Origin of the sequence: Streptomyces pimonensis, assembly GCF_041380215.1 — a bacterium.
GTDB classification, from domain to species: domain Bacteria; phylum Actinomycetota; class Actinomycetes; order Streptomycetales; family Streptomycetaceae; genus Streptomyces; species Streptomyces pimonensis.
In genome coordinates this window covers 20,716-43,045 of record NZ_JAHWZY010000023.1, presented here as the reverse complement: position 1 = coordinate 43,045, position 22,330 = coordinate 20,716, and the positions used below count along the sequence as shown (strand labels likewise).

General features: G+C 71.7%; 19 protein-coding genes and 4 pseudogenes. 8 read left to right on the top strand and 15 right to left on the bottom strand.

All coding sequences use genetic code 11. From position 1 onward, the window contains the following. Window positions 1–237: 237 nt before the first annotated feature. Window positions 238–1,287, top strand: coding sequence for a sodium:solute symporter family transporter (locus KYY02_RS22225; RefSeq protein ID WP_371240520.1), 1,050 nt, complete (start codon window positions 238–240; stop codon window positions 1,285–1,287). An 81-nt stretch (window positions 1,288–1,368) separates the two neighbouring features. After that, window positions 1,369–1,977, top strand: a complete 609-nt coding sequence (locus tag KYY02_RS22220) for a dihydrofolate reductase family protein (RefSeq protein ID WP_371240519.1) — start codon at window positions 1,369–1,371, stop codon at window positions 1,975–1,977. A gap of 98 nt (window positions 1,978–2,075) precedes the next feature. Here the strand turns inward: KYY02_RS22220 and KYY02_RS22215 are convergent, their stop codons facing one another. From KYY02_RS22215 to KYY02_RS22205, 3 genes are all read right to left on the bottom strand, one after another. Beyond that, on the bottom strand, window positions 2,076–3,347 hold the full coding sequence (locus KYY02_RS22215; RefSeq protein ID WP_371240517.1) for a poly(ethylene terephthalate) hydrolase family protein: 1,272 nt from the start codon (window positions 3,345–3,347) through the stop codon (window positions 2,076–2,078). 258 nt (window positions 3,348–3,605) lie between these two features. Next, window positions 3,606–4,310 (bottom strand): response regulator, encoded by a 705-nt coding sequence (locus tag KYY02_RS22210; RefSeq protein WP_371240515.1) that lies wholly within the window; start codon window positions 4,308–4,310, stop codon window positions 3,606–3,608. After that, a complete protein-coding gene (locus tag KYY02_RS22205; protein WP_371240513.1) occupies window positions 4,307–5,179 on the bottom strand; it encodes a sensor histidine kinase in 873 nt (290 codons plus the stop codon). The genes KYY02_RS22210 and KYY02_RS22205 overlap by 4 nt, the downstream gene beginning before the upstream one ends. Before the next feature lie 167 nt (window positions 5,180–5,346). On the opposite strand from KYY02_RS22205, the gene KYY02_RS22200 reads away from it, so the two are divergent. Together KYY02_RS22200 and KYY02_RS22195 are read left to right on the top strand one after the other, a co-directional pair. Continuing rightward, complete coding sequence (locus KYY02_RS22200; RefSeq protein WP_371240511.1) at window positions 5,347–6,054, top strand: ABC transporter ATP-binding protein; 708 nt, start codon at window positions 5,347–5,349, stop codon at window positions 6,052–6,054. Next, complete coding sequence (locus tag KYY02_RS22195; protein ID WP_371240509.1) at window positions 6,051–8,363, top strand: ABC transporter permease; 2,313 nt, start codon at window positions 6,051–6,053, stop codon at window positions 8,361–8,363. The genes KYY02_RS22200 and KYY02_RS22195 overlap by 4 nt, the downstream gene beginning before the upstream one ends. A gap of 380 nt (window positions 8,364–8,743) precedes the next feature. Here the strand turns inward: KYY02_RS22195 and KYY02_RS22190 are convergent, their stop codons facing one another. From KYY02_RS22190 to KYY02_RS22160, 7 genes and pseudogenes are all read right to left on the bottom strand, one after another. Then, the gene (locus KYY02_RS22190; RefSeq protein ID WP_371240507.1) at window positions 8,744–9,940 is read right to left on the bottom strand and encodes a trypsin-like serine protease; all 1,197 of its coding nucleotides are present in this window, start codon (window positions 9,938–9,940) and stop codon (window positions 8,744–8,746) included. 624 nt (window positions 9,941–10,564) lie between these two features. Then, a pseudogene (locus tag KYY02_RS22185) lies at window positions 10,565–11,257 on the bottom strand (IS701 family transposase); the annotation flags it as partial. A gap of 331 nt (window positions 11,258–11,588) precedes the next feature. After that, window positions 11,589–12,440 (bottom strand): GNAT family N-acetyltransferase, encoded by an 852-nt coding sequence (locus KYY02_RS22180; protein ID WP_371240503.1) that lies wholly within the window; start codon window positions 12,438–12,440, stop codon window positions 11,589–11,591. A gap of 75 nt (window positions 12,441–12,515) precedes the next feature. Continuing rightward, window positions 12,516–12,716, bottom strand: coding sequence for a transposase (locus tag KYY02_RS22175; protein WP_371240615.1), 201 nt, complete (start codon window positions 12,714–12,716; stop codon window positions 12,516–12,518). A gap of 12 nt (window positions 12,717–12,728) precedes the next feature. Continuing rightward, window positions 12,729–13,505, bottom strand: a complete 777-nt coding sequence (locus KYY02_RS22170; RefSeq protein ID WP_371240501.1) for a hypothetical protein — start codon at window positions 13,503–13,505, stop codon at window positions 12,729–12,731. 228 nt (window positions 13,506–13,733) lie between these two features. Next, on the bottom strand, window positions 13,734–14,321 hold the full coding sequence (locus KYY02_RS22165; protein WP_371240499.1) for a hypothetical protein: 588 nt from the start codon (window positions 14,319–14,321) through the stop codon (window positions 13,734–13,736). Between the two features lie 145 nt (window positions 14,322–14,466). Beyond that, a complete protein-coding gene (locus KYY02_RS22160) occupies window positions 14,467–14,667 on the bottom strand; it encodes a hypothetical protein (RefSeq protein ID WP_371240497.1) in 201 nt (66 codons plus the stop codon). Here KYY02_RS22160 and KYY02_RS22155 point away from each other — a divergent pair. Continuing rightward, window positions 14,581–14,763 (top strand): annotated as a pseudogene (locus KYY02_RS22155) (alpha/beta fold hydrolase); the annotation flags it as partial. The gene KYY02_RS22160 and the pseudogene KYY02_RS22155 sit on opposite strands and share 87 nt — an antisense overlap. A gap of 87 nt (window positions 14,764–14,850) precedes the next feature. On the opposite strand, the pseudogene KYY02_RS22150 reads toward KYY02_RS22155, so the two are convergent. Continuing rightward, window positions 14,851–15,042 (bottom strand): annotated as a pseudogene (locus KYY02_RS22150) (hypothetical protein); the annotation flags it as partial. Between the two features lie 286 nt (window positions 15,043–15,328). On the opposite strand from KYY02_RS22150, the pseudogene KYY02_RS22145 reads away from it, so the two are divergent. After that, window positions 15,329–15,543, top strand: a pseudogene (locus KYY02_RS22145) (DUF397 domain-containing protein); the annotation flags it as partial. 88 nt (window positions 15,544–15,631) lie between these two features. Beyond that, on the top strand, window positions 15,632–16,099 hold the full coding sequence (locus tag KYY02_RS22140; RefSeq protein ID WP_371240495.1) for a hypothetical protein: 468 nt from the start codon (window positions 15,632–15,634) through the stop codon (window positions 16,097–16,099). 116 nt (window positions 16,100–16,215) lie between these two features. Here the strand turns inward: KYY02_RS22140 and KYY02_RS22135 are convergent, their stop codons facing one another. After that, a complete protein-coding gene (locus tag KYY02_RS22135) occupies window positions 16,216–17,286 on the bottom strand; it encodes a hypothetical protein (RefSeq protein WP_371240493.1) in 1,071 nt (356 codons plus the stop codon). Between the two features lie 539 nt (window positions 17,287–17,825). Between KYY02_RS22135 and KYY02_RS22130 the strand changes: the two genes are divergently transcribed. After that, entirely contained in the window at window positions 17,826–19,514 is a 1,689-nt protein-coding gene (locus KYY02_RS22130; protein WP_371240491.1) for a hypothetical protein, read from the top strand. 73 nt (window positions 19,515–19,587) lie between these two features. On the opposite strand, the gene KYY02_RS22125 is transcribed toward KYY02_RS22130, so the two are convergent. From KYY02_RS22125 to KYY02_RS22115, 3 genes are read right to left on the bottom strand one after another with little or no spacing between them, the layout of a single operon-like run. Continuing rightward, window positions 19,588–20,844 carry an NAD(P)/FAD-dependent oxidoreductase gene (locus tag KYY02_RS22125; protein ID WP_371240489.1) on the bottom strand — a complete coding sequence of 419 codons (1,257 nt, stop codon included), beginning with the start codon at window positions 20,842–20,844 and terminating at the stop codon, window positions 19,588–19,590. Beyond that, complete coding sequence (locus KYY02_RS22120; protein ID WP_371240487.1) at window positions 20,841–21,254, bottom strand: GtrA family protein; 414 nt, start codon at window positions 21,252–21,254, stop codon at window positions 20,841–20,843. The genes KYY02_RS22125 and KYY02_RS22120 overlap by 4 nt, the downstream gene beginning before the upstream one ends. Then, complete coding sequence (locus KYY02_RS22115) at window positions 21,241–22,221, bottom strand: glycosyltransferase family 2 protein (RefSeq protein WP_371240486.1); 981 nt, start codon at window positions 22,219–22,221, stop codon at window positions 21,241–21,243. The genes KYY02_RS22120 and KYY02_RS22115 overlap by 14 nt, the downstream gene beginning before the upstream one ends. Window positions 22,222–22,330 lie beyond the last annotated feature (109 nt).

Sequence of the window (22,330 nt, the reverse complement as noted above, 5' to 3'; positions counted from 1 at the left end):
CGCACCGCGGGAACGGAGCTGCCGCCGCACGGTGCGGGGCCCGGCCCGGCGGATCCCGGTGGGTGACGAGGCGCCGCTGGCCGGCTGTGTCCGGGACCCCTTCCACCCGGGGCCGGTTCAGGCACCGGGCAGGGGCCGGGCGGCGTGTGTCGTGTGCTGGACGTTTCCCGCCCGGAGCCACTGGGTGCGGGTGCCGGTGGACAGCGTGCGGCGGACAGCGGGCCAGGGGTTCGCGAGGTGAGCGGCCCGTCGTCACGCGGCCGGGCCCTGATGACGGCGCTGGCCGTCAGCGGCGGAATCCGGGGCACGGGGGTGGTGGTGATCGCGAAGTCGGCGATCGCCCTGCCCGTGCTGGTGGTCGCCGCCGTGCTCGTGCTCCACCGCTTCGGCGGGGACCCCGGACGGCCGCTCGACGCCGCCGCGCACGGCTCGCGGACGGGCGAGGCGTACCTGCGTCCGGGCGGCTACACCGGCGAGGGGTGGGCGGGGGCCGTGAACCGGATCGGGCAGACCTTCGGCATGTCGATGGCCACGCTGGCGATGCCCGCCGTGCTGATGCGGGCCATCTCGGCGAAGAGCCCGCGCGGCGCCCGGACCGCCGGCCGCTGGATGCTCGGCGAACTCGTCCTGCTCTACGGCGCGCTCGTCGTCGGTGTCGGCGAGGCGCTGCGCGAGGCCGGTCCGTCGGCGCAGGTCCTCACGCCGCTGCTGCTCGGGCGGGCGCTCGACAGCGGCGGCTTCCTGGTCGCGGCCCTGGCCTGCGTCCTCTTCCTCACCGCGCTCGCGGCCGTGGTGGACGTGGCCCTCGCCGCCGGCATCGCCCTGGGACGGGACGTGCCGGGCCCGTCCGGCAGGACGGGCGGTGCCACGTCGCGGTGGTCGGCGGCGCTGGCGGGGGCCCTCTCCTCGGTCGTGGCGGTCGTCGTCGCCGACTGGGACCTGGTGGTCGTCTCGACGCTCTGGCTCGCCGTCTGCGGCGCCGCCCTCGCGCCCGTGCTGCTGTACGCCCTGTACTGGCCCGGGTTCACCGCCCGCGGTGCGCTGTGGTGCCTGTGGGGGGCCACGGTGCTGGGCGTCGCGGCGCTCGCGCTGTCGCCGTACGCGTCCGGAGCACCCGGGCCGGTCCTCCCGGAGCACGACTTCGGGGTCTGGGACGTGACGATCCCGGGCCTGGTGACGGTGCCGGCCGGGTTCCTGCTGGGCCGGCTGGGCGGCGTCACGGATCCGCGCCGGGCGGGAGGCGGTGCGCCGGGTCCGGAGCACCGCAGGGAACCGGAGACCGTCTGAGCCGTCGGCGTGCCGCCCACCGATGAGTTCCGGTGGGCGGCACGGTCGTATCCGGTACACGCACCGGATACGGAGGACACCATGCCGCGGAAGATCACCGCCAGTCTGTTCATCTCGCTCGACGGCGTCGTCGAGGCGCCCGACCAGTGGCACTTCCCGTACTTCGACGACGCGATGGGGGCCGCCGTCGGCGCGAGCCTGAGCACCACGGAGATCCTGCTCCTCGGCCGCAGGACGTACGACAGCTTCGCCGGCGCCTGGCCGGAGCGGGAGGCGGCGGGCGGCGAGGACGCGGGCTTCGCCAAGCAGCTCGGCGACATGCGGAAGATCGTGTTCTCACGCAGTCGTCTCGATCTGGAGTGGCGCAACTCCGAGCAGGCGCAGGGGGACGTCGCCGAGGTCGCCGCCGCGCTGAAGGGCGAGCCGGGCGGTGACGTCTCGCTGAGCGGCTCGGTCTCCGTCGTCCGGCAGCTGCTGGCCGCGGGCCTCCTCGACGAACTGCACCTCCTCGTCCACCCCGTCGCCGTGCGCAAGGGCATGCGCCTGTTCGACGAGGGCGAGCCGTCGATCCCGCTGAAGCTGCTGAAGTCGGAGACGTTCACGACGGGCGTGCTGAACCTCGTGTACGGTCCCGACACCGCGCCGCCGACGGGCGGTCACGAGGAGGCCGTCGCCGCGCTCGGGGAGTGAGGGGCGCCGCCCGGGACGGAGGGCCCGGCGGCCCCGAGGCTCCCGGAGCCGCCCCGCACGTGTGCACGGCGGGGCGGCGCGGGCAGGGCGGCGTGGTGTCACCAGTTCTTGTACCGGACGTCGCCGAGGCCGCAGAAGGTGCAGCCGGAGCTCAGGAAGTCCTGGGTGCGGCGGAACTCCTCGTCGGCCAGGTGCCACCGGAGCCAGGCGGTGATGATGTGCTGCCCGTTGCGGGTGGCGAGGATGTGGTCGGTGCCGTCGAGGACGTTGAACCACACCGGCACACCGGTGCTGGTGTAGTCGCGTTCCATGTTGGCGGTGGCGAAGTCCTCGTCGCCGCCGATGTAGAGGGCCGGGTTGCGGAGGCTGTCGGGACCGTTGCCGTCGAAGGAGCCGCCGGCCACGTGGACGGTGGTCTCCAGCCGTGGTTCGTCGGCCACGTCGAACGTGCCGAGGGACCCGCGGGAGTGACCGCCGAAGGCCACCTCGGAGGTGTCGAGGTCCCCGTACAGCGGGCTGCCCGGACTGGCGTTCCGGTCCTCCAGCCAGTCGAGGGCGTCGACCATGTAGGCGCCGCTGCTGGACGAGACCTCGCTGTAGACGACGAACCCGTGCGAGGCCCACTGGCGCAGCATGTCCTCGTAGTCGGCGGGGTCGGACCCCGCGCCCGGGCCCCAGACGAGGACCGGGTGGTCCACACCGTTCCGGCCGGCGTCGGTGGGGTACACCAGCCAGCCGTCGCCGCCGGGGCCGGCGGAGTCGTCGACGGTCACCGCGTACGGACCGGGTGCGGTGACGTCGCCCACGGGGGGCAGCGAACCGGGCGGCGGGTCGGTCGGGCCCGCGTCGCCGTCGGCCTCGATCAGCACGTCGTCGACGGTCAGCGTCTCCAGGGGGCTGCTTGCGTCCAGCGAGAACCGCAGCCGCAGGTCACCGCCCTCGACGGAGTCCGGCAGGGGGAACGACACCGCGCCCGTGGCGGTGCGCGCCGATTCCAGCGTGGTGAACGGGCCGCCGTCGACCGAGTAGGCCACGGCGAAGGTCTCGCCGAGGTCCAGCCCCGACGCCGTCCGGGTGTACGACAGGGTCAGGTCGTCGTACCCGGTCAGGTCGACGGGCGCGGACACCATGGACGGGTCGGAGGACAGCGACCCGCTGAGCCGGGCGCCGTACGTTCCGGTCCTGACGGGACCAAAAGCGGTGAAGGTGCCGAGCCCGTCGGAGAAGTCCTCGCTGTAGACCGGCGTGGCGGCGGAGGCGGGGGGCGTCGCGACGCCCGCGGTCCCCACGCCCGTGGTTCCCACGGCCGTGATACCGACGGCGACGGCGACGGCGCCGAGTAAGCGCAGGCGCCCGCTGGTACGAGACATGTCCGGGATCCCTTCCGGCCGCGCCGGCCGACTGCGTCGGCGCGTCCTTGTCGGTTGCGCGAGTCGTGCCTGCTTCCGGTCCCCGCGGATCGTTTCCGGGACCGGCTCACACCGAGTCAAGCGGGCGGCCGGGAGGGGCGAATCGGTGAAATCACCGGTCGGTCCGGCGTCGGCGGGCCGGGCGAGCGGCACCACCGGGGGACCGGCACTCCGGTCGCGGGCCGAGCTCCGCCGGCTTCGGGGCCTTCCCGGCCCGGCTCACGGGTCCACGGGGCCGCGCCCGCCGGATTCGGCGGACCTGACCAGTCCCGTCTCATAGGCGAGTACGACGGCCTGGGCCCGGTCGCGGAGCGACAGCTTGGCGAAGATCCGCGCCACGTGGGACTTCACCGTGGCTTCGCTCAGGGTCAGTTCGGCGGCGAGTTCGGTGTTGGACAGGCCGCGGCCGAGCAGGGACAGGACCTCCGTCTCGCGGGGGGTCAGGGCCGAGAGGCCGGCGTGCACGACGGGTGTGCGGGCGGACTGGGCGGCGTAGCGCTCCACCAGGCGGCGGGTGATGGACGGGGCGAGCAGGGCGTCGCCCGTGCCGACCAGTCGTACGGCCGCCGCCAGGTGCTCCGGGGTGACGTCCTTGAGCAGGAAGCCGCTGGCCCCGAGCGACAGCGCGCCGTACACGTAGCGGTCCAGGTCGAAGGTGGTCAGCATGATCACCTTGCGGTCCGGGGCGTGCTCCAGGATGCGACGGGTGGCCTCCAGGCCGTCCATGTTCGGCATGCGGATGTCCATCAGCACGACGTCCGGCCGGAGTTCGCGTGCCGCCGCGACCGCTTCCGCCCCGTCGGCCGCCTCGCCCACCACCTCGATCCCGCGGGCGGTGAGGATCAGCCGGAAGCCGGTTCTGATCAGTGTCTGGTCGTCGGCGACGAGTACGCGGGGCCCGTGCCCGGCCGTGCCCGGTGTCATGAGCGGTCCAACGGGCGGTCCAACGGGCGGTCCAGGGGGATGCGGGCCCGGACACGGTAACCGCCGCCGAGGCGGCGCCGGGCGTCCAGGTCTCCTCCGTACACCGCGACCCGTTCCCGCAGGCCCAGCAGTCCGCGGCCGGCGCCCTGCCGCCGCAGGGCGGCCGTGCGGGCCGGCGCCGGCGGTGCGGGCGGGGCGCCGGTCAGCACGCTGGGGCCGGTGTTCAGCACCTCCACGCGCAGGGCGTGGTCGGCGTAGCGCACGGTCACCTCGGCTCCCGCGCCGTCGCCGTGCCGGAGCGCGTTGGTCAGGGCCTCCTGGATGACGCGGTAGGCGGTCACCTCGACGCCCCGCGGCAGCGGTCGCGGTTCGCCGGTGATCCGCACCTCGACGGGGAGCCCGGCGAACGATATCCGGTCCACCAGGGACCCCAGCCGGTCGAGGCCGGGCTGTGGCACCAGTTCGGCCGCGTCGCCGTCGTCGGCCTCGCCCGGCTCCGGGCCGGTGTCCTCACCGTCCGGCGACGGCGCCAGCACTCCCAGCAGGTGCCGGAGATCGGTCATGGCGCCCCGGCCCGCGTCCTCCACGGCGCGCAGGGCGCTCGCGGCCTCGTCCGGCATCGTGCCCAGCACCTCACGGGCGGCCGATGCCTGCACCACCATGAGGCTGACGTTGTGGCTGACGATGTCGTGCAACTCCCTGGCGATACGGTCGCGTTCCGCGACGACGGCCGCCCGGGCGGCGCTCTCCCGCTCCCGCTCCAGCAGCCGGCCGCGCTCCCCCACCGCCGCCTGCCACCGGCGCCGCGTCCGCGCCAGTGCCACCGCCAGCCATACGACGGCCGCACACGCCGCCCCCGATAACGTCACCAGCCCGTCGGGCTTCCCGTCCCACACGGGGTTCACTCTCGCAGACCGCAGGCCGGGGACGCATCGGCCCACGGGCCCGGACCCCTGCATCCCCGGGATGAGACGGGCGCCGAGGTGCCACCCGGGGAGGGATGCCGCCGGTCCGCGCCTCGCCTAGCGTCCTGTGCATGGTCACCGAGGACATCAGGGAAGAAGCCGTCGTACGACTCGACGGCGTACGCAAGGAGTACGGCGGGACGACGGCACTGGACGGGGTGTCGCTGGAGATCCGTGCCGGGGAGGCGGTCGCGGTGATGGGGCCTTCCGGGTGCGGCAAGTCCACCCTGCTCAACATGATCGCCGGACTGGACCGTCCGACGGCCGGCAGCGTTGTCGTGCGCGGCGAGAACGTGGGGGAACTCGGCGAGAGGGTACTCGCCCTGTACCGGCGGCGGCACATCGGGATGGTCTTCCAGTTCTTCAACCTCATCGACGACCTGTCGGCACTCGACAACGTGGCCCTGGCCGCGCAGCTGACCGGAACCCCCGCCCGTCAGGCCCGCCGCCGCGCGCTGGAGCTGTTCGACGAGCTCGAGACAGCCGACCGCGCCCGTGCCTACCCGGCGGTGCTCAGCGGTGGCGAGCGGCAGCGGGTCGCGGTGGCCCGTGCGCTGATGAACCGCCCCGCCCTGCTGCTGGCCGACGAACCGACCGGCGCGCTGGACAGCCGTACCGGCGAGCAGGTGATGGACCTGCTGCTCGACCTCAACCAGATCGGCCAGACGCTGGTCCTCGTGACGCACGACGAGCGCCTGGCCCGGCGCTGCGCCAGCCGGCTCGTACTGCTGGCCGACGGCCGGGTGACCGGTGAGCACACGCTGGAGCCGGCCGCATGAGGGCGGTGTGGCGGGCCGCCCGCGCGGCCGTGCGGCGACGGCGGCTGCAGACCCTGGTCATCGGACTGGTCACGCTGGTGTCCACCGGGGCGACGGTCATCGCGCTCGGTCTGGTCGACGCGGCCTCCGCACCCTTCGACAGGGCTTTCGCCGAGCAGCGCGGCCCGCACGTCGTCGCCTCGTTCGCCTCCGACGAGGTCTCGGACGCCCGGTTGGCGCGGGCGGCCCGGCAGCCGGGCGTCGAGGCCGTCGCCGGGCCGTTCCACCAGGCGACGGCCGAACTGCGGGCCGGCTCCACGGACTACGGCCTGGGCTCCACGATCACCGTGGTGGGCCGTCCCGGCCCCGGCGGCCCGGTGGGGCGGGTGGACCTCTGGGCCGGACGCTGGGCGACCCGGCCGGGCGAGGTCGTCGTCAACCGGCAGTCGGACTGGAGCGCCGACGACCTGGGCAGGCGGATCGAGCTGCGGTCCGGTACCGACCTCACCATCGTCGGGTTCGCCTTCGACCTCAGCGGCACGGCGAACGCCTGGGTCGCCCCCGGCCAGATCGCGGCCCTGCGCCCGACGGCCACGCAGATGCTCCTCCGCTTCGAGGACGCCTCGTCGGCCGACCGGCTGCGGGAGCGGCTGGCCGCCGTGACCGACGGGCTGCCAAAGGACGCCCTGACCGGTTCGCAGTCGTATCTCACCCTCAAGGACCGGATCGGCAGTTCGGCGCGGGCGTACACCCCCTATCTGATGGCGTTCGGCGTCCTCGGCATCGCGGTGGCGGTGCTCATCGTCGCCAATGTGGTCAGCGGTGCCGTCATTTCGGGTTTCCGGCACATCGGCGTCCTCAAGTCCCTGGGGTTCACACCGGGGCAGGTGCTCGCCGTCTACCTCACGATGATCGGCGTCCCCGCGGTCCTCGGCTGCGCGCTGGGCACCGTGCTCGGCAACACGGTGGCGCGGCCGTTCTTCGACGCCGTGTTCACGGGGCCCGCGTCGGGGGTGTTCCACGGCGAGGTCGGCGTCGCCCCCTGGGTGAACGTGCTCACCCTGCTCGGCATGCCGCTCGTCTGCGTCCTGGCCGCACTCGCTCCGGGGCTGCGCGCCCGCCGGCTCTCCGCGGTACGCGCGATCAGCACGGGCGGCGCCCCGCGCGCCGGACGCGCGCTCGGCGTGCAACGGTACCTGGCCGGCAGCCGGCTGCCGCGGTCGGTGAGCCTGGGGGCCGGGCTGCCGTTCGCCCGGCCGGGCCGCAGCGCGCTCACGCTGGCCGCCGTGGTCCTGGGCGTGACCACCGTGACGTTCGCGACCGGGCTGGCCACCACGATGACCCGGTTCGGCGACGCGGGCCGGGACGCCCACGACGTCACCGTCTACGCGACCGAGTACCAGAACGGGAAGAAGATCCGACCGAGCCACGAGGACCGCGAACTCCACGCCCTGCTCGGGTCCTTGCCCGGCGCGAACGAGGTCACCGCGCGGGCGGACGCCGAGACGCGCCTCGCCGGCACCGCCCAGCGGGTGTGGCTGGAGGGCCGCCGCGGTGACCGGCCCCGTCTGGGCGACGTCCTCACCGACGGCCGCTGGGTACACCGCACCGGCGAGGTCGTGGCCACGTCGGCCTTCCTGAACCGGCACGACCTGGGGATCGGTGACCGCGTCCGGCTGGAGAAGGACGGCCGGCGGCAGGCGTTCACCGTCGTGGGCGCGCTCATGAACGACAACGCCGAGACCGTCGTCACCGACTGGGCGACGCTGACACGGTTCGCTCCGCGGGAGGAGCCGATCGCCTACCACGTCAAGCTCCGTGACGGCGCGGACCCGGCCACGTACGCGCGCGCCGCCCGGGCCGCCGCACCGGGCGTCGATCCGGTGCCGGTCGGCCCGAACAACGTCACCCGGACCATCGTCGGCTCCGCCTCGGTCCTCACCCTGATGCTCGCCGTGGTCGCCGCACTCGGCGTCTTCAACACGGCCGTTCTCAACACCCGTGACCGCCGCCGGGATCTGGGCGTGCTCAAGTCCATCGGCATGACGCCACGGCAGGTGACGACCATGACGGTGACGTCGATGGCGGTGCTCGGCGCGGCCGGCTCCCTGGCCGGCATCCCGCTGGGGATGGCGGGCCACCATGTGGTCGTCCCCAGGATGGCCGACGCCGTGGACATCACCCTTCCCCCGTACATGATGGACGTCTGGCGGGCGCCGGCCCTGGCCGGCCTGGCACTGGCCGGCCTGGCCATCGCCGTCCTGGGCGCCTTCGTCCCGGCGCGACGCGCGGCGCGGCTGACGATCGCGCAGGTGCTGCACAACGAGTGAGGCCCGACGCCCGTGTCCGGGGCCTGTTGCGAGGTGGAACGCCTCGGCGAAGCCCGGCAGGTCCGGCGTGCGGCCGGCCCTCACCGCCCGGGCGACCTCGGCCTCCCGCGGCGATCGCGGTGGGAGGCCGAGGCCTACGCGTACGCCACGGTCCACTCCGTGCGGCGGCTGTGGCGAAGACGCACGCCGCCCGGCGCGGCCCCGGCCGCGTCTCCCCTCACGCCCGTCACCGCAGCACCGGTCGCGGGGACTCGCCCCACCGAAGCGGTCCACGAGCGAACAGCGGCCGCCGGGGCCGCAAGCGGCGGAAGCCGGCGTCCTCCCGGCCGTGAGGGCCGGGAGGACGCCGGACGGCCCTGGCACGGGCCGCGAGGACGGATCTACCTGTTGATCCAGATGCCGAAGTCCCGCGTGGCCGTGTAGAAGTCCTGGAAGCCCAGGCGCGACCCCGCACTGCGGGTCACCGTGCCCTTGGCGATCGCGCCGCCGCCGGCCGAGGCGGTGTAGACCGGGCCGCCGCTGTCGCCGCCACGGGCCACGTCCTGGCCGTTCATCTGCTCCGCCTCCACCAGGTCCTCGGAGTCGTTGTAGAAGAAGAGGACCTTGATGTTGCAGACCGGGCCGCCGGTGGCCCGGGCGCTGGTGACTCCGGACTGGCACAGGTACTCACCCGGGAAGACGTGGTCCCAGCCGTCGACCCGCACGCCCGCCTCGCTGTCGGGTCCCCCGGTGTACATGAAGTTGTCGGAGTTCGTGGGGATGAGCATCACGTCGTGCGCGTCGTGGGACTTGGTGGAGGTGCCGATGTAGGTGCCCTGCGGGTTGGTGAACCGCTGACCGCTCCGACCGCAGTGCTCAGCGGTGAGCAGGTAGGTCGCGCCGCTTCCGTCACGCACACCGAACCCGGCCGTGCACCAGGAGTTGCCGAAGCTTATCTGTGCTCCGCCCGACCACGGCGCGCCGTCGTTCACACGGGAACGTTCCTGGAGGGGCTCCTCACTGACCGTCCTCACGGGCACGCCGTCGATCGGGCCGACCGTGCCGTGGTCCTGCGCGGCGGAGGCGGTGCGTGCCGCGCGGGTGGTGTCCTGTGCCAGTACCAGTCCGCTGCCGTCAGTGGGGATCTTGACGCTGTGGCCGAGCGAGGGATCCTTCTCCAGCCGGGCCTGTAACAGCTCGGAGGCCTCCTTGAGTTCGGCCAGCGAGTGGTCCGCGGCGACGATGTGCACCGGGGCGGTCCTGCGGGCCCGCTCCGCGGCCCGCTGTACGGGCTCGGGCAGGTCGCCCTTCCACCACAGGGTGACGTGGTCCTCCTGGAGGCCGATGCCGGTGTAGCCCTCGTAGTGGCCCCGCTCCTGGGCCTTGGCCAGGATGCTCGCAGCGGCGACGAGGGGGCGCTGCTCGTTCATCTTCCGCAGGTGGTCGGCGCCGACGGCCTGTGAGATCGGGACGCTCTTCTCCGTGTCACCGTCTCGCTGCTGCTCGGCGCTGGCGCCCGAGGCGAGGGCGCCGACGAGCGCCATCGCCGCGGTCAGGGCCGAACCCGCAGCCCACAGGCTGGTTCTGCTGTGTCTCATGAGTCTGCCTTTCCTCCTGTCGTGGCCGTCTGTGATCAGACGGCCACAGGCATCCTCATAGATTCCGATTTACATTCGATCTACAAATGATTAATACTGACCAGATCTCGGCGGGTCGGAAGTGAAACACGGAGTCGCGTGTGCAGCCGGGCACAGTGCCGGGAAAAGCACCTTCTCGACGTCCGGGAGGACGTACCGCTCGACGTTCACACGCGACTGGACGCCGGCCGGACCGCAGGGTCCTTCGCAAGATCGCGATCGGTCCGGTATCGCCGGGTGTCGACGTGATGCGGGGTTTCGTTCGGTCTGCGGGGGTGGGGCGGGAAGCAGTGCAGGCACGGTCGCGGTGATCATGTGAGTGTCTACGTCCCATGAACACCGAGCGAGTCCGTGCCTGCCTCCGTATCTTCCCCCATGCTCTCCGCCCTGGACCAACTGGCCCTCCCACCGTCGGCCTGGCGCCGGTTCCCGGCGCTGTGGCCGCGCTGCCGTTCCTCGCGAATCCGCCCGGTCCTCGTGATCGTCGCGGACGCCGCTGGCCCCTGCCGGCGCTGCTGGCCGCCGCGGCCGCGAGCGCCCTGGCCGGAGCGCGATCGCTCACCGCAGTCACCGAATGGATTACGGGACGGTGTAGCCCAGGTTCAGGGCGCGGATGTCCCGGCGCGGTTCGCGCCCGCAGTGCACCTCGTCGGCGGCGAACCAGCGGGTGTGTGTCCCCGCCGCGAGCGCCTGGGTGACCATCGCTGCCGCCTGCTGCGGTTTGGTCGCGAACCCGGTCTCTTCGGGCACTCCTGCCAGCATGCGGCGTTCCTCGTCCGCCGCCCAGTCCGCCGGGAGGTACAGGGCCCGGTCGGTGATCACGCGGGTGGTGGCGGTGACGGCCGCGAGGTGGACGGCCATCTGGCACAGGCCCACGCCGCCGAGCGCGCCGGAGTACTGGCGGCCGGCCCCCACGCAGTCGGTGGAGGACTTCGCGTCCCCGGTCTCGTCCACCACCAGCACCGCCTCCTGGCCGGCGAGTTCATCGATCACCAGGCGGGTGATCTCCTCGCGGGCCTGCTCGTGATCGAACCGGGCGCGGGAGAGCAGGTGCTGCAGCCGGTGCGGACCCGGATGCCCGAGTGCCTCGGCCAGTGTCCAGCAGTTGCGACTGTCCAGCTCCAGCAGCAGCCCGGCCGTCAACTCAGCGGCTGTGCGGCGGATTTCACGCCGTGCGAAGCAGTCCGCGACCGACTCCATCGCCGCCCCGAAGACCCGGCCCCATGCCTGCTCGGCTATCGTGGCCTCCACGGCCACCGTCTCTTGATACGTCCTCACAAACGTTCACGATCACGGTGGCCGTACCCATGCCCGCACCCACCCCTGACCAGCAGCCACGCAGGAACTACAGCTGCCGTGTCTGTACTCACGGCCATGACCGCGACGCCGGGGACCGACGGGAACAGCAGCTCGCACAGCTTGGACAACACCTCGTTCACGGCAACCGAATGTCAGCTGCACCACCCGCACGAGGAGCGATTTCGAGGTGAGTTCCGGACTTGCGAAGAGAGATCAACAACTACATGGGGTGACTGACTCACGGAACTTGTGCCAGAACCCAGATCAAACCGTCAACGCCAATTACCGATTGCGGGCATTGTTTGTGGGCTCACGTCTGTTTCACGAGTATGGCGCGGGTGTAGAGAAGGTGGAATCCCTGGCGTTGTGCGTTCTCCTGGGATTTCGAGCCCGGCTGCGTGGTGACGACGGCGATGTCACACCCGACGGCGGCGGCGTCGGCGAGCCGGGCCGCCAGAAGGGCGGTCTGAACGCCTCGGCGTCTGTGAGCCGGCGCGGTAGCCGCGCCCGTCAGCTGAGCGATCCCGTCGGTCATGCGGACACTGGCCCCTCCCACCACCGCACCGTCGCACACTGCGCTGTACCGTCTCATGCCAGCGGCACCCACCAGGTCGCGGACCGCCGCAGCGATCACCTCGCGCGGGAACTCCTCCTGAGAGGGGACACCTTGTGTGTCTGGGTGTGCGAAGCCGTCCGCGATGACCTCGATCCAGCGCTCGAGTTCCTCTTCACCACTGGGCCTGATCCCGATTCCTTCGGGTACGAGGCGTCCATGCTTTCCGGACAGCGGGAAGCCGAGCACGTTTTCATAGGACGTGAGCTGGTACCCCCGCTCCGTCAGCACGGCGCCGACATCTGGATCAGCCAAATGGGCCAACTCCACCTGAACGGGCGCACCCCGGTCGGCGTATGCCTGCTCGATTTCATCGAGCAGGACGTCGTCCGGTACACCGCCGAAACCGAGCCCGGCGACCTTATTGAGTGGTGACGCCTTCTCGGCGAAAGAGGCCACACCTTCCATGACGGGTTTCAGGAAACCCGTACCCTCTCCATTGCGGCGATGTGCAGCCACGCTCCCATTCGTGATGAGCTGCACTTCGGCCCGCTCGATCCGCTTGGCCAGATCGATGTCACAAAAAAGCGGCTTTCCAGTCGTATCCACCGCGGAAGAGTACACGGCAGAACGATTCACTCGCACTCCCTTTTTTCGGCTCTTGTGCTGGACCTGTGGGTGTGATCATGCGAGTTGACGCCGTGGGAGGACTGGTCGGTTGCCGCCGAGGCAGAGCATGACGAGAGCGATGACCGCATCGGCGGTGCGAAAGCCGAAGCCGCGGCGGATGATCAGCCGGGTCTTGGTGTTGGTGGACTCGATCAGCCCGTTGCTCGGTTCCTCGACGATCGCGTGCAGAATCGCGTCGTAGTGGGCAGAGCGCAGGGGCGGACCCGGTCAGTTGGCCGACGTGTTCCGTGTCAGCTCGGCTGCCTCGGTGATGGCGCGTTGTCTGAGATCGCCGAACAGTTGCATCGTGACGGCGGCCAGGACATCGTCCCCGCCAACAGTCCGCCCGTCCCCGCGGCGGGTGGACAGGGCGAGGAGGGGGTCCTTGAGCAGCGGGGCCGGGGCTGGCTCGCCCGGCACCACCATGCTGACCGTCCCGAACCGCTTGACCCCGCCCTCGCGGACAACCCTGGCCGCGTCCCGGGCCAGGGCCGTCAGGAACACGCTCGCGATTCCGTCCAGGTCGCGGACCATCGCCGGGACCGCCCTCACCCCCCGGCTCCCCAGCAGCCTTCTCACCCCGGCCTCGAACCGGTGGGCGCCAGCCACACCACTCGGTGTACGCGCCCCGCGGCGCTCACGAAGAGACACGAGCGCACCATCGGCGTTATGCAACTCGCCCATCAGGCCGTGGAAGGTCGGGCTGTGCAGGTACCACTCCGATCCCACCTCCACCTCGACATTCCGGTCGATTGCCGAGATGAGGTCCCTGGGAATCAGCCTCTTCCTGGCCTCCTCGGCCGCCGCGCTTCTCGCGCCGTCGATGATCTCCGTCAGCACGGTCCGCGTCACCGACGCGGCGGCCCACGCGGCCGGCCGGGAAACGTGCAACGAGGTCACGTCCCTGAACACCGCTTTGACGAGCTGAGGCTTGAACGGCAGGTCGGTCACGACGTAAGCGGTCTGCGGACCGCTGCGCTCGGTGCGCAGGGGTTGTGTGGTCATCGAAGGATGCGCTTTCTGCTGTCGGAGGTGTCAGTGGCCCATGCCGCACCGGACGGCGGGACCACAGAGCTCTGCGGAGGGCGCCGAGCCGACACAGGGCCTGCCGGGCGGGGCCGCCGGCACACAGAGGTGCAGGTGGCCCCGCCAGGGATTCTCGGCGTTCCGGCGACCGGGCGTGCGGCAGGGGGTGTCACCCGGGCGACGCGCTGTGGTGCGGCGCCGAGCCGGTCAGGCGACCTGGTATCTGCCGACTTCCAGGAAGTGGCGCAGCGCTTCGGGTGTGTTGTCGTCGAGGGCGGCGTTGGCTGCCGCGCGCAGGGCCGGGCTGATGGACGGGTCGGCGAGGATGCGGGCTATGGCGACACGGTCGTCCTCGGCCTGGGCGATCCGGTAGCCGGTCTCCAGCCAGGCGCGCATCGCGTCCGGGTCGTTGGCGTCCAGGAGGGCATTGACCTCGGCGATGACGCGCCGGCCGCTGTCGGGGTCGGCGAGGATGCGGGCTATGGCGACACGGTCGTCCTCGGCCTGGGCGATCCGGTAGCCGGTCTCCAGCCAGGCGCGCATCGCGTCCGGGTCGTTGGCGTCCAGGAGGGCGTTGACCTCGGCGATGACGCGCCGGCCGCTGTCGGGGTCGGCGAGGATCCGGACTATGGCCACCCTCAGGTCGTCGGCGTCCGGCTCGTCCGTGGACGAGGACACCGCGGGCGCCGTCACCGCGGTCGGTGCCGCCGTGGCGGCGAAGGAGGGGGTGGCGAGCAGGAGGGCCGGGGCGAGGATGCCCGCGGCGATGCCGGGCGCTACGCGATGCAGTCGCAAGGGGAATACTCCTCTTCGTGGGCTGTGTAAGTGAATTGAGGCCGCGTCAGGGCGTTCACTTCGGTAATGCTGCCACCTGGGTCTGACAGTGGCGGTTGCCCCGCTGCGGTCGCAGGACACCGTCGCCGCGGACGTGGCCGATGTCTCATGGCGGCGTGTCCTCCAGAAGGGCGGCCCTGAGCGCGGCTCGTGGCTGTCGGGGCATGGTCGGAGCGAAACGATTCCTGGGGCGGGCGATCATGGTGCGTCCGAGCGTGTGGTGGTGCGCGACGGGGTTCGGCTTGTCTGCCGGGACCAGGACGGGCCGGGGGAGCCGGTCGTGCCGCTGCGCGGCTTGGCCGGTCATGCGGGTGAGTGGGAGGTGGTGGCCCCGCGGTTGATTGCCCGGTATCGGGTCGTCGCGGTCGATCAGCGCGGGCACGGCGCGAGCGAGCGTCATCCGTATGCGCGGACATCCACCTCAGCCTGTTCCAACTCGCCTGCAGCATCATCTGCTGGGGACGACTCCGAACTTCATTCTGAAATGATCAGTCAGCCCCGCGTGCTGGCGCAGCGCCTGGACGACGGCGCCGAACGTCCGCAGGCTGTCCGACGGATGCGGCTCCCGCTCCCACTCTCCCACCGGAACCGCCCGCGCACCGACGGCACTCCCGGCCGCCTCCCCCCCTCGACCCCGGCCACGGCCAGCCGCCGCCCCTTTCCTCTCCTCCGTACCGCGCACCACGGCGGCTCGTCACGCCGCCCGCGTTCGCCTCCCCCCTGACGGATCATCAGACGTACCGTCCACCCTTCGTGTCCGTACGCTGACTCGGCGCACGGGGTGCCACACTCGTCCCCGACCTGTCCGACCGCCACCCTGAGGTCACGAAGAGCCGGGAGGAACCGTCCGCGTCCGCCGCTCACCTGCGGAAAAACCCGGGCGGCCGTCTCCCCTCCCGGCACTCCCGCCCACCACGGGCGGCGGCGGCCGGACCCGGCCGCGTTCGGACGAGCTGGAAGGTGCAGTCATGCAGAACGGAACCGACCTCTACGCGCTCGATATCAGCGGGCCTCGTTCACGAAGGCGTGCGGCGGCCCCTGCATCAAGGGGTGCGTGAGCCTGGCCCGGATCGGCAAGGACACCTGGGCCCTCGGCGACAGCAGGCGACCGGACGCGCAGCCACTGCGGTTCACCACCGAGGAGCTGGACGCCGCCGGCATCGACCCGGCGCGCTTCGGCCTCGGCGCCTGGCCCTCCCCTCCCTTCCCCACCGTCGGCCGGACCGGACCCTCCCGCGCCCGGCCGGCGCTTCTCGAAGCGGGAACAGCCCATGCACCACCACGCCTACCTCTGGACCGGCCCGAAGGCATGCTTCGACGACGAGGCTCTGCGGCGGCCCCCGCACCCCGATCCACCCCCGGTCGGGAGCAGGCCGGAACTGATCGAGCGCTACCGCCAGGTGGCCGCGGAGTTCGGGACGTCGGGCCTCCCGCCCCTGGAGACGGCGTACTGGCTCGTCAAACCCCGCTCCCTGGTGCGGGGCACCTGGGACGAGACGAAGGAGGCGGCGGCCTGGCTCGGCGAGCGACTGGCCGAGTACGCGCCCCGGTTCGCGGCGGAGGGCGACCGGGACACCGCGCGCCTGGCCCGGCTGGTGGACGCCGCCGCCGAACGCCTGCACGCCGGGGCCGACGTGTCGTACGGCTGCTACCTCGAACGCCCCTCGTACCTCATCCTGGCCGTGGTCACGTGCTCCCCGAACCGCACGGTTCCCGAACTTCCCTGCCCGTGCGCGTAGTCGGCCGGTGTCTTCCCGTACCGCGCGGGCGCCTCGGCTTCGGTGAGCGAGCCGAGCCGGGAACCGAGGGGCCGCCGGGCGGCGGGCGCACGGGAGGGCACGACAGGCCCGGCAGCTCATTGGATCAGGTCGGTGTGCGGGTGCTCGGGAGAGGTCGGGCAGACGTAGAGCTGCATGTTGTCCGTGCTGCCCACTTCCACCCTCGTCGGCTGCGCGGGGGACAGGCCGGCGGGGCGACCGGCGGCGTAGGCGGCCCGGTCCTCGTACGGCACCCAGCCGTGCGTACTACTGTCCCATTCGAAGGAAGCGATGGTCAGCAGCGGGACCATCTGGGCGTCACAGACGGTGCAGTACCGGCGGTACGGGTCGGTGCGGCCCCACGGGGGCCAGCCACCGACCTTCCAGCCGGGAGCATCGGCCAGATTGTCGTCGTAGAACTCCGTCGGATAATCCGCGTACGAGCTGTCCACGTCCGCACCGGCTGCCTGCCATCTGCTCCAGTCCCCCACCATCCGCCTCAACTCCGGGCTCAGATCGAAGCTGTTGGGATACTCGGTGATCGCTTCCGGTGCCAGCAGGCACGGCTCCGGCACGTAGCCCGAGTAGTTGGCCTCACACGGTTCCGGTGGTGTGGCGAGGACCTCGACGACCGAGGCGGCGGACCGCCAGAACACCGCGGTCGCGGGCTTCCAGTTAGGCTCGTGGTCGTAGGGACACCAGAGGACCTGGAGCAGATCGGCCCCTCCGGGCGGCCGCAGCAGGGGCACGTCGCGCAGGTACAGCTGGGCCACGGGCAACAGGGGGACCGGGCACTCCGCGGGCCAGGGAGGGCCGGCCTCGAGTCGCTCCGCGAGCCTCGCGGCCTTCTGTTCCATGGCCGCCTCCTCTTCGGGCGTGAACGAGGGACCATAGGGGTCCTCACGCCGCTGGGCCCGGCTGTGCCTGTCGAGCCGCACTTCTGCCGGCGACTGGCGGAACCCGCTGTCACCGTGCAGGTGCGAGTCTTCGCAGTGCGGCCAGGGTTCGTCGGCCGGCCACAGCAGCGGGCCCCCGACCGAGCTGTCCCTGACCGAAGGCGATCCCGGGCGGGGATGCAGCCGAAGCGCAGGACGCGCCAGCGGAGCCAGTTCGGGAAAGACCGCGGTCACCTCGACAGGCCGCGGCGGAGTAGTCCGTACGAAAACCATGCCGGTGATCCTGCCACCGGCCACCGACAGTCCCCCGCCACCTCGATCGGCGTCCACGCTCGACCGACCGCGACGCCCACCCGCCGCGCCCCCGCCCGCGCAGCTCCGGACTGGCTCCGGCGGTGGCCGGACGGTGCCGCACGAGTGGGCCGTGGGCGGCGGGTCAGCCGACGCGGCGCGGCGCGTCCCGCCCGGCTCCTCGCGGTGACCGCACCGCGCTCGCGGGGCGCTTCGCACGGCCCCGTCACCGACGCGGAGCATGAGGGGCGGACCCGCCGCAGCGGCTCTGCGTACACGGCTCGGACTGGGTCCCACGCCGCTCATGGACCTTCACCAATTGCCTGAAATCGCCCATGAGCAACGGCAACACCGGGTGCGTGTGCCGTCGTCGCCCTCACGCGTCACGCCGGGTTTCCGCACGGCGACCACAGGGACTCTTCGCGGATTGACAGAAAATCAGAGATGGCCGAGGAATGAACGGACCGGTGCGCTGAATCCTCTCCGAGAGAACGTGCGGAACACTGTTAATGTCCCGCGTCGTGACCACCTTGCTGATATCGCAGACCCGTACACAGCCGCCGACCGGACAACGACCGCGCGTGGCGCGGCTGGTCGTCGGGCTCGTGACGGGAGCCATGCTGGTGTACTCCGTGGTGACGGCCCAACTGCACGGAGACATTCGATATGTACTGGCGTGTCTGCGGAGTGGTGAGGCGGTCGGCATTTCGCCGTCGGACACCTTTACCCACCGGCCGTATTTCTACCGGTGGTTCCTGTACTGCCTGGATCAGCTGAGCACCGGGCCCACCGCGGTGCGCGAGGCGGTCCTGCGTGGCGCCGGTGTGCTGTTGTGCCTCGCGGCCGGGCTCGCTCTGCGCACGGCGCTGCGGCGGCGGTTGCCGGGGCGGGAGGCGGATCTGGCCGCCGGCGCGGTGGCGCTGGTGCTCGCGCTGGCGCCACGCACCGACTTCCTGCAGCCTGAGTGGACGGCGGCGCTGCTGTCGGTGTTCGCGGTGGCCGTCGTGCTCGCCGGCGTACGGCCCCTGCCCGCCGCGGCGCTCGCGGCCGTGCCGCTGGGGCTCGCGGTGATGATGAAGTACTCCACCGCCGCCATCGCCCTCGTCGCGCTGCTGGCCGTCTTCGCCGCCGACCGGATGCGCGCGCTGCTCCTCGCCGCCGCGACGGCCGTGTCGAGCGTGCTGCTGTTGGGCTTCAGCCTCTGGTCGGGATCGCGGGAGTGGCAGTGGGTCCGGGACATGCCGCAGATCAACCAGGGCTCGCTGTCCCGGCAGGGCGTGCGGCCCGGGGAACTCTTCGCCCGGTCGGTCGACTTCCTCGCGGACCGGGCCGTGCTGAGCCCCGTACTGCTCCTGCTGCCCGCGGCGCTGCTCCTGCTGCTCGCCTGCCAGGACGACCGGCGCCGGCGCACCGAGTGGGCGGTGCTCGCCGCGGCGGGGGCCGCCGTGGGGCTGGGCGCGGTCGTGGTGCAGGGCAACTGGTTCGCGTACCACGCCGCCGCGCTGCCGGTGGGCGCCGCCGCGCTGTGGGGACTCGCGGTGGCACGGTGGTACGGGGTGCGGGGGCGGGTGCCGCTGGGCCTCCTGGCGGTCAGCGGCGTGGTCGCCGTCCTGGCGCCGTTGTACTCCACCGCCCCGCAGGGGCTGCAGCGGTCGGCGGTCGTATGGGGGGCGGGGGTCGTCGCGCTCGGCACCGCGTTCCTCGACGTGCGGCACCCCGCCGGGGGCGGCTCCGGGTTCCGGGTGCCGGCTGCCGTGGTGGGGGTCGGACTGGTCGCGGTGGCCGTCTGGCCGTCCTCCCCCAATCTCATGAACCGCGGCGAGGTGCGCGAGACCAACGCCGCGTACCTGCGGGACTCGGAGAGGAGGGCCGACGCGGCGGCCGAGACGCGGCGGCAGTTGCCGGACGGGGCGCTCGTGCAGTACCTGGCCTTCGGCCACGAGGCGTACTACATCGGGCACCCTTCGCCCTGCCGCTACCCGATCCCGACGTTCCTGCAGCGCACTCGCTACCTGCCGGACGTCCGCACCCTCGACTCGTACGCCGAGAACGCCCGTTGTCTGGACGAGCACCCGCCGCGGTACGCGGTGCTGGACCGCGGCTGGTTCCCGCCGGGGAGGATCGACCCGGCGCTGGCGCGGCGGATCGAGGCACGCTACGACTGTCCGCAGGCGCCTGCGGAGGAGTTCGTGGTGTGCCGGCTGCGGTGATCGCGGGCCGACGCGTCCGCACGGCGACGGCCACCGCCCCCGTCCGGGGCGGTGGCCGTCGCCGTGCCGCGGCTCACCGGGCGCCGATCAGCTCCGTGACCCGGTGCGCCATCGCCACGGCGTAGTTCTGTCCCCGGTCCTGCGGGTAGACCTGCGCCATCGTGGCCAGCGTGACCCGGCTCATCGCCGTCTCGTGCGGCGGGATGAGCTCCCGGTACTCCGGGGTGACGACGGGCTGCGCGAAGGGGGCGCGGGAGAAGTGCCGACGGGAGATCCAGGAGCGGTCGAAGTCCGGGTTCAGGCGTTGCAGCCAGGGCATGTACGCCTCCAGCAGGTCCTCCGGATCGGAGGTGAAGCGCCAGTCGTCCCGCGGCACGTAGTTCCCGACGTACACGACGTGCTTGCCGCCGTACTCCGCCGGGTCCACCATCCGGGTGTGCTCGACGACGGCCAGGAACGGGAAGTCGGTGTCGTTGACGTTGAGCCAGTAGTACGGAATGAGGCTGCGGTCCAGTTCCAGCACGAGACAGGTCGCGCCGAGGTACTGGTTGCGCCACGTCATGTCGTCGGACGGCAGTCCCGCGGCCCGGGCGAAGGCGGGCTGCGGGGTGGTGACGACGACGTGGTCGAAGCCGTACGACGACCCGTCCTCGGTGTCGACCGTCACCGTGTCGCCGTCCTGCCGGATCCGCGTCAGCCGCTTGCCGAACTCGATCTTCCCGCCGCGCGAGGCGACCGCGTCCGCCAGCGCCGCGTACACCTTGTCGAACCCGCCGTGCACGTAGCCCAGTTCGAAGGTGCGGCAGTGCACCCGGGCCCACAGCCAGGCCATGGACACCTCCTCGGCGCGCTCCCCGAACTTGCCGCGCAGCAGCGGCTCCCAGATCTCCTCCGTGGCGCGCCGTCCGGCCCAGCGGCGCAGCCAGCTCAGCGCCATGCGGTCGTTGAAGCGCTCGCCCTTGCGTACGGCCTTCAGCGCGGCGGAGGAGAGCGCGAAGCGCAGTGCCGGAAGCGGCGGGAGGAAGCGCAGCATCTGCAGCGGGGTGCTGAAGGGGCGCAGGCGTCCGGCGCGGTAGATGCCGGTGGTGGGCTTGTGGAAGCGCAGGGACGGGCCCAGGCCCAGCTCCTCGATCAGCTCGATCATGGCGTGGTCGGAGCGGAAGATGTGGTGGTAGTAGCGCTCCAGCGGCGTGCCCTGCACGGTCAGTGACGCGGCCAGGCCGCCCAGTTCGTCGGCCGCTTCCAGCACCGTGACCATGTGTCCGGCCTTGACCGCGTCGTAGGCGGCGGTCAGTCCGGTGGCGCCGGCACCGATGATGCCCAGGTTCACGCGAAGCTCCACTTCCGGTTGAGCAGGAATTGCACCGCCAGGACCAGCGGCAGGGAGGCGGCCTTGACCAGGTTCGGGTCGGTCCCGAGCCGGCCGGCGAAGAGCCACAGCAGCCCGAAGGTGAGCGCGATGCCGCACACCCCCACGGCGTAGAAGCGCACGAAGCGCAGCGCCAGCCGGTCGCGCTTGCCGAAGGTGAACACCGCGTTGAGAACGAAGTTGTTCGTGATGCCGAGGGTGGTGCTGACGCCGTTGGCGACTTGCTCGTGCCATCCGAGGACGTTGTAGAGCAGTGCGAACGCGGCCAGGTCCAGGACGACACCGCTGCCGCCGACGAGCGTGTAGCTGATGAGCTGCCGAAATTTCCCGGGAGGTCGCTCGGCACGGGCGGGCGCGTCAGTCACCGTCATGCCGGACCACCTGCCGGACGATGTACAGCGGCCGTCCCTGCGCCTCGTTGTACGTCCGCCCGATGTACGAACCGAGCACCCCGAGCGAGAGCATCTGCACCCCGCCCAGGAACAGTACGACGACCATGAGCATGGTCCAGCCGGACACCGTGATGTCGGGCCGGAACACCTTCATCGCCAGCGCGTAGAGGATGCCCGCGAAGGACAGCGTCAGCACCACGAACCCGAGGCGTGTGATCAGTTTCAGCGGCACCGTGGAGAAGCCGGTCACCCCGTCGATCGCCAGCCGTGCCATCCTCCGCAGCGGGTACTTGGTCTCGCCGGCGAACCGCTCGTCACGGTCGAAGTGCACCTCGGTCTGGACGAAGCCCATCGAGGCGACGATGCCCCGCACGAACCGGCTGCGCTCCCGGTAGCGCCGCAGTTCGTCGGCGACCCGCCGGTCCAACAGCCGGAAGTCCCCGGTGTCCAGGGGGATGTCGACCTCCGTGCACGCCCGCAGCACCCGGTAGTACGCGGCGGCCGTCACCCTCTTGAACAACCCGTCCCGCCGGGACCGGCGCCGCGCGTGCACGATCTCCGCGCCGTCCCGCCAGGCGTCGACGAGTTCGAGACTCACCCGCGGCGGGTCCTGCAGATCGGTGTCCATCACGATCACCGCGTCACCGCGGGCCTCGTCCAGGCCGGCCGTGATCGCCATCTGGTGCCCGAAGTTGCGCGCGAAGTCGACTACGCGCACCCGCCGGTCGTTCTTCGCCAGGTCACAGAGGATCGCCAGGGAGGCGTCGGACGAACCGTCGTTGACGTACACCAATTCGAAGGAGAACTCCGGGCGGGTACGGATCGCCTCCACGAGTTCGTCGTGGAAGCGCCGGATGCCGTCCTGCTCGTTGAACACCGGCAGCACGTAGCTGACCAGTGTGGTTCCCTCGGGTCTCTCCCGGGGCCGCGGCACAGCTGACGGCATCGCGGAAGTGGATGCTTCTGACATTACGGCGACGCTATGGAGCATTGCTGAACGGCAAACGAACAGCCGATGGTGTTCCGCACTCGAACAGTTGGCGAGCGGTCGTCCC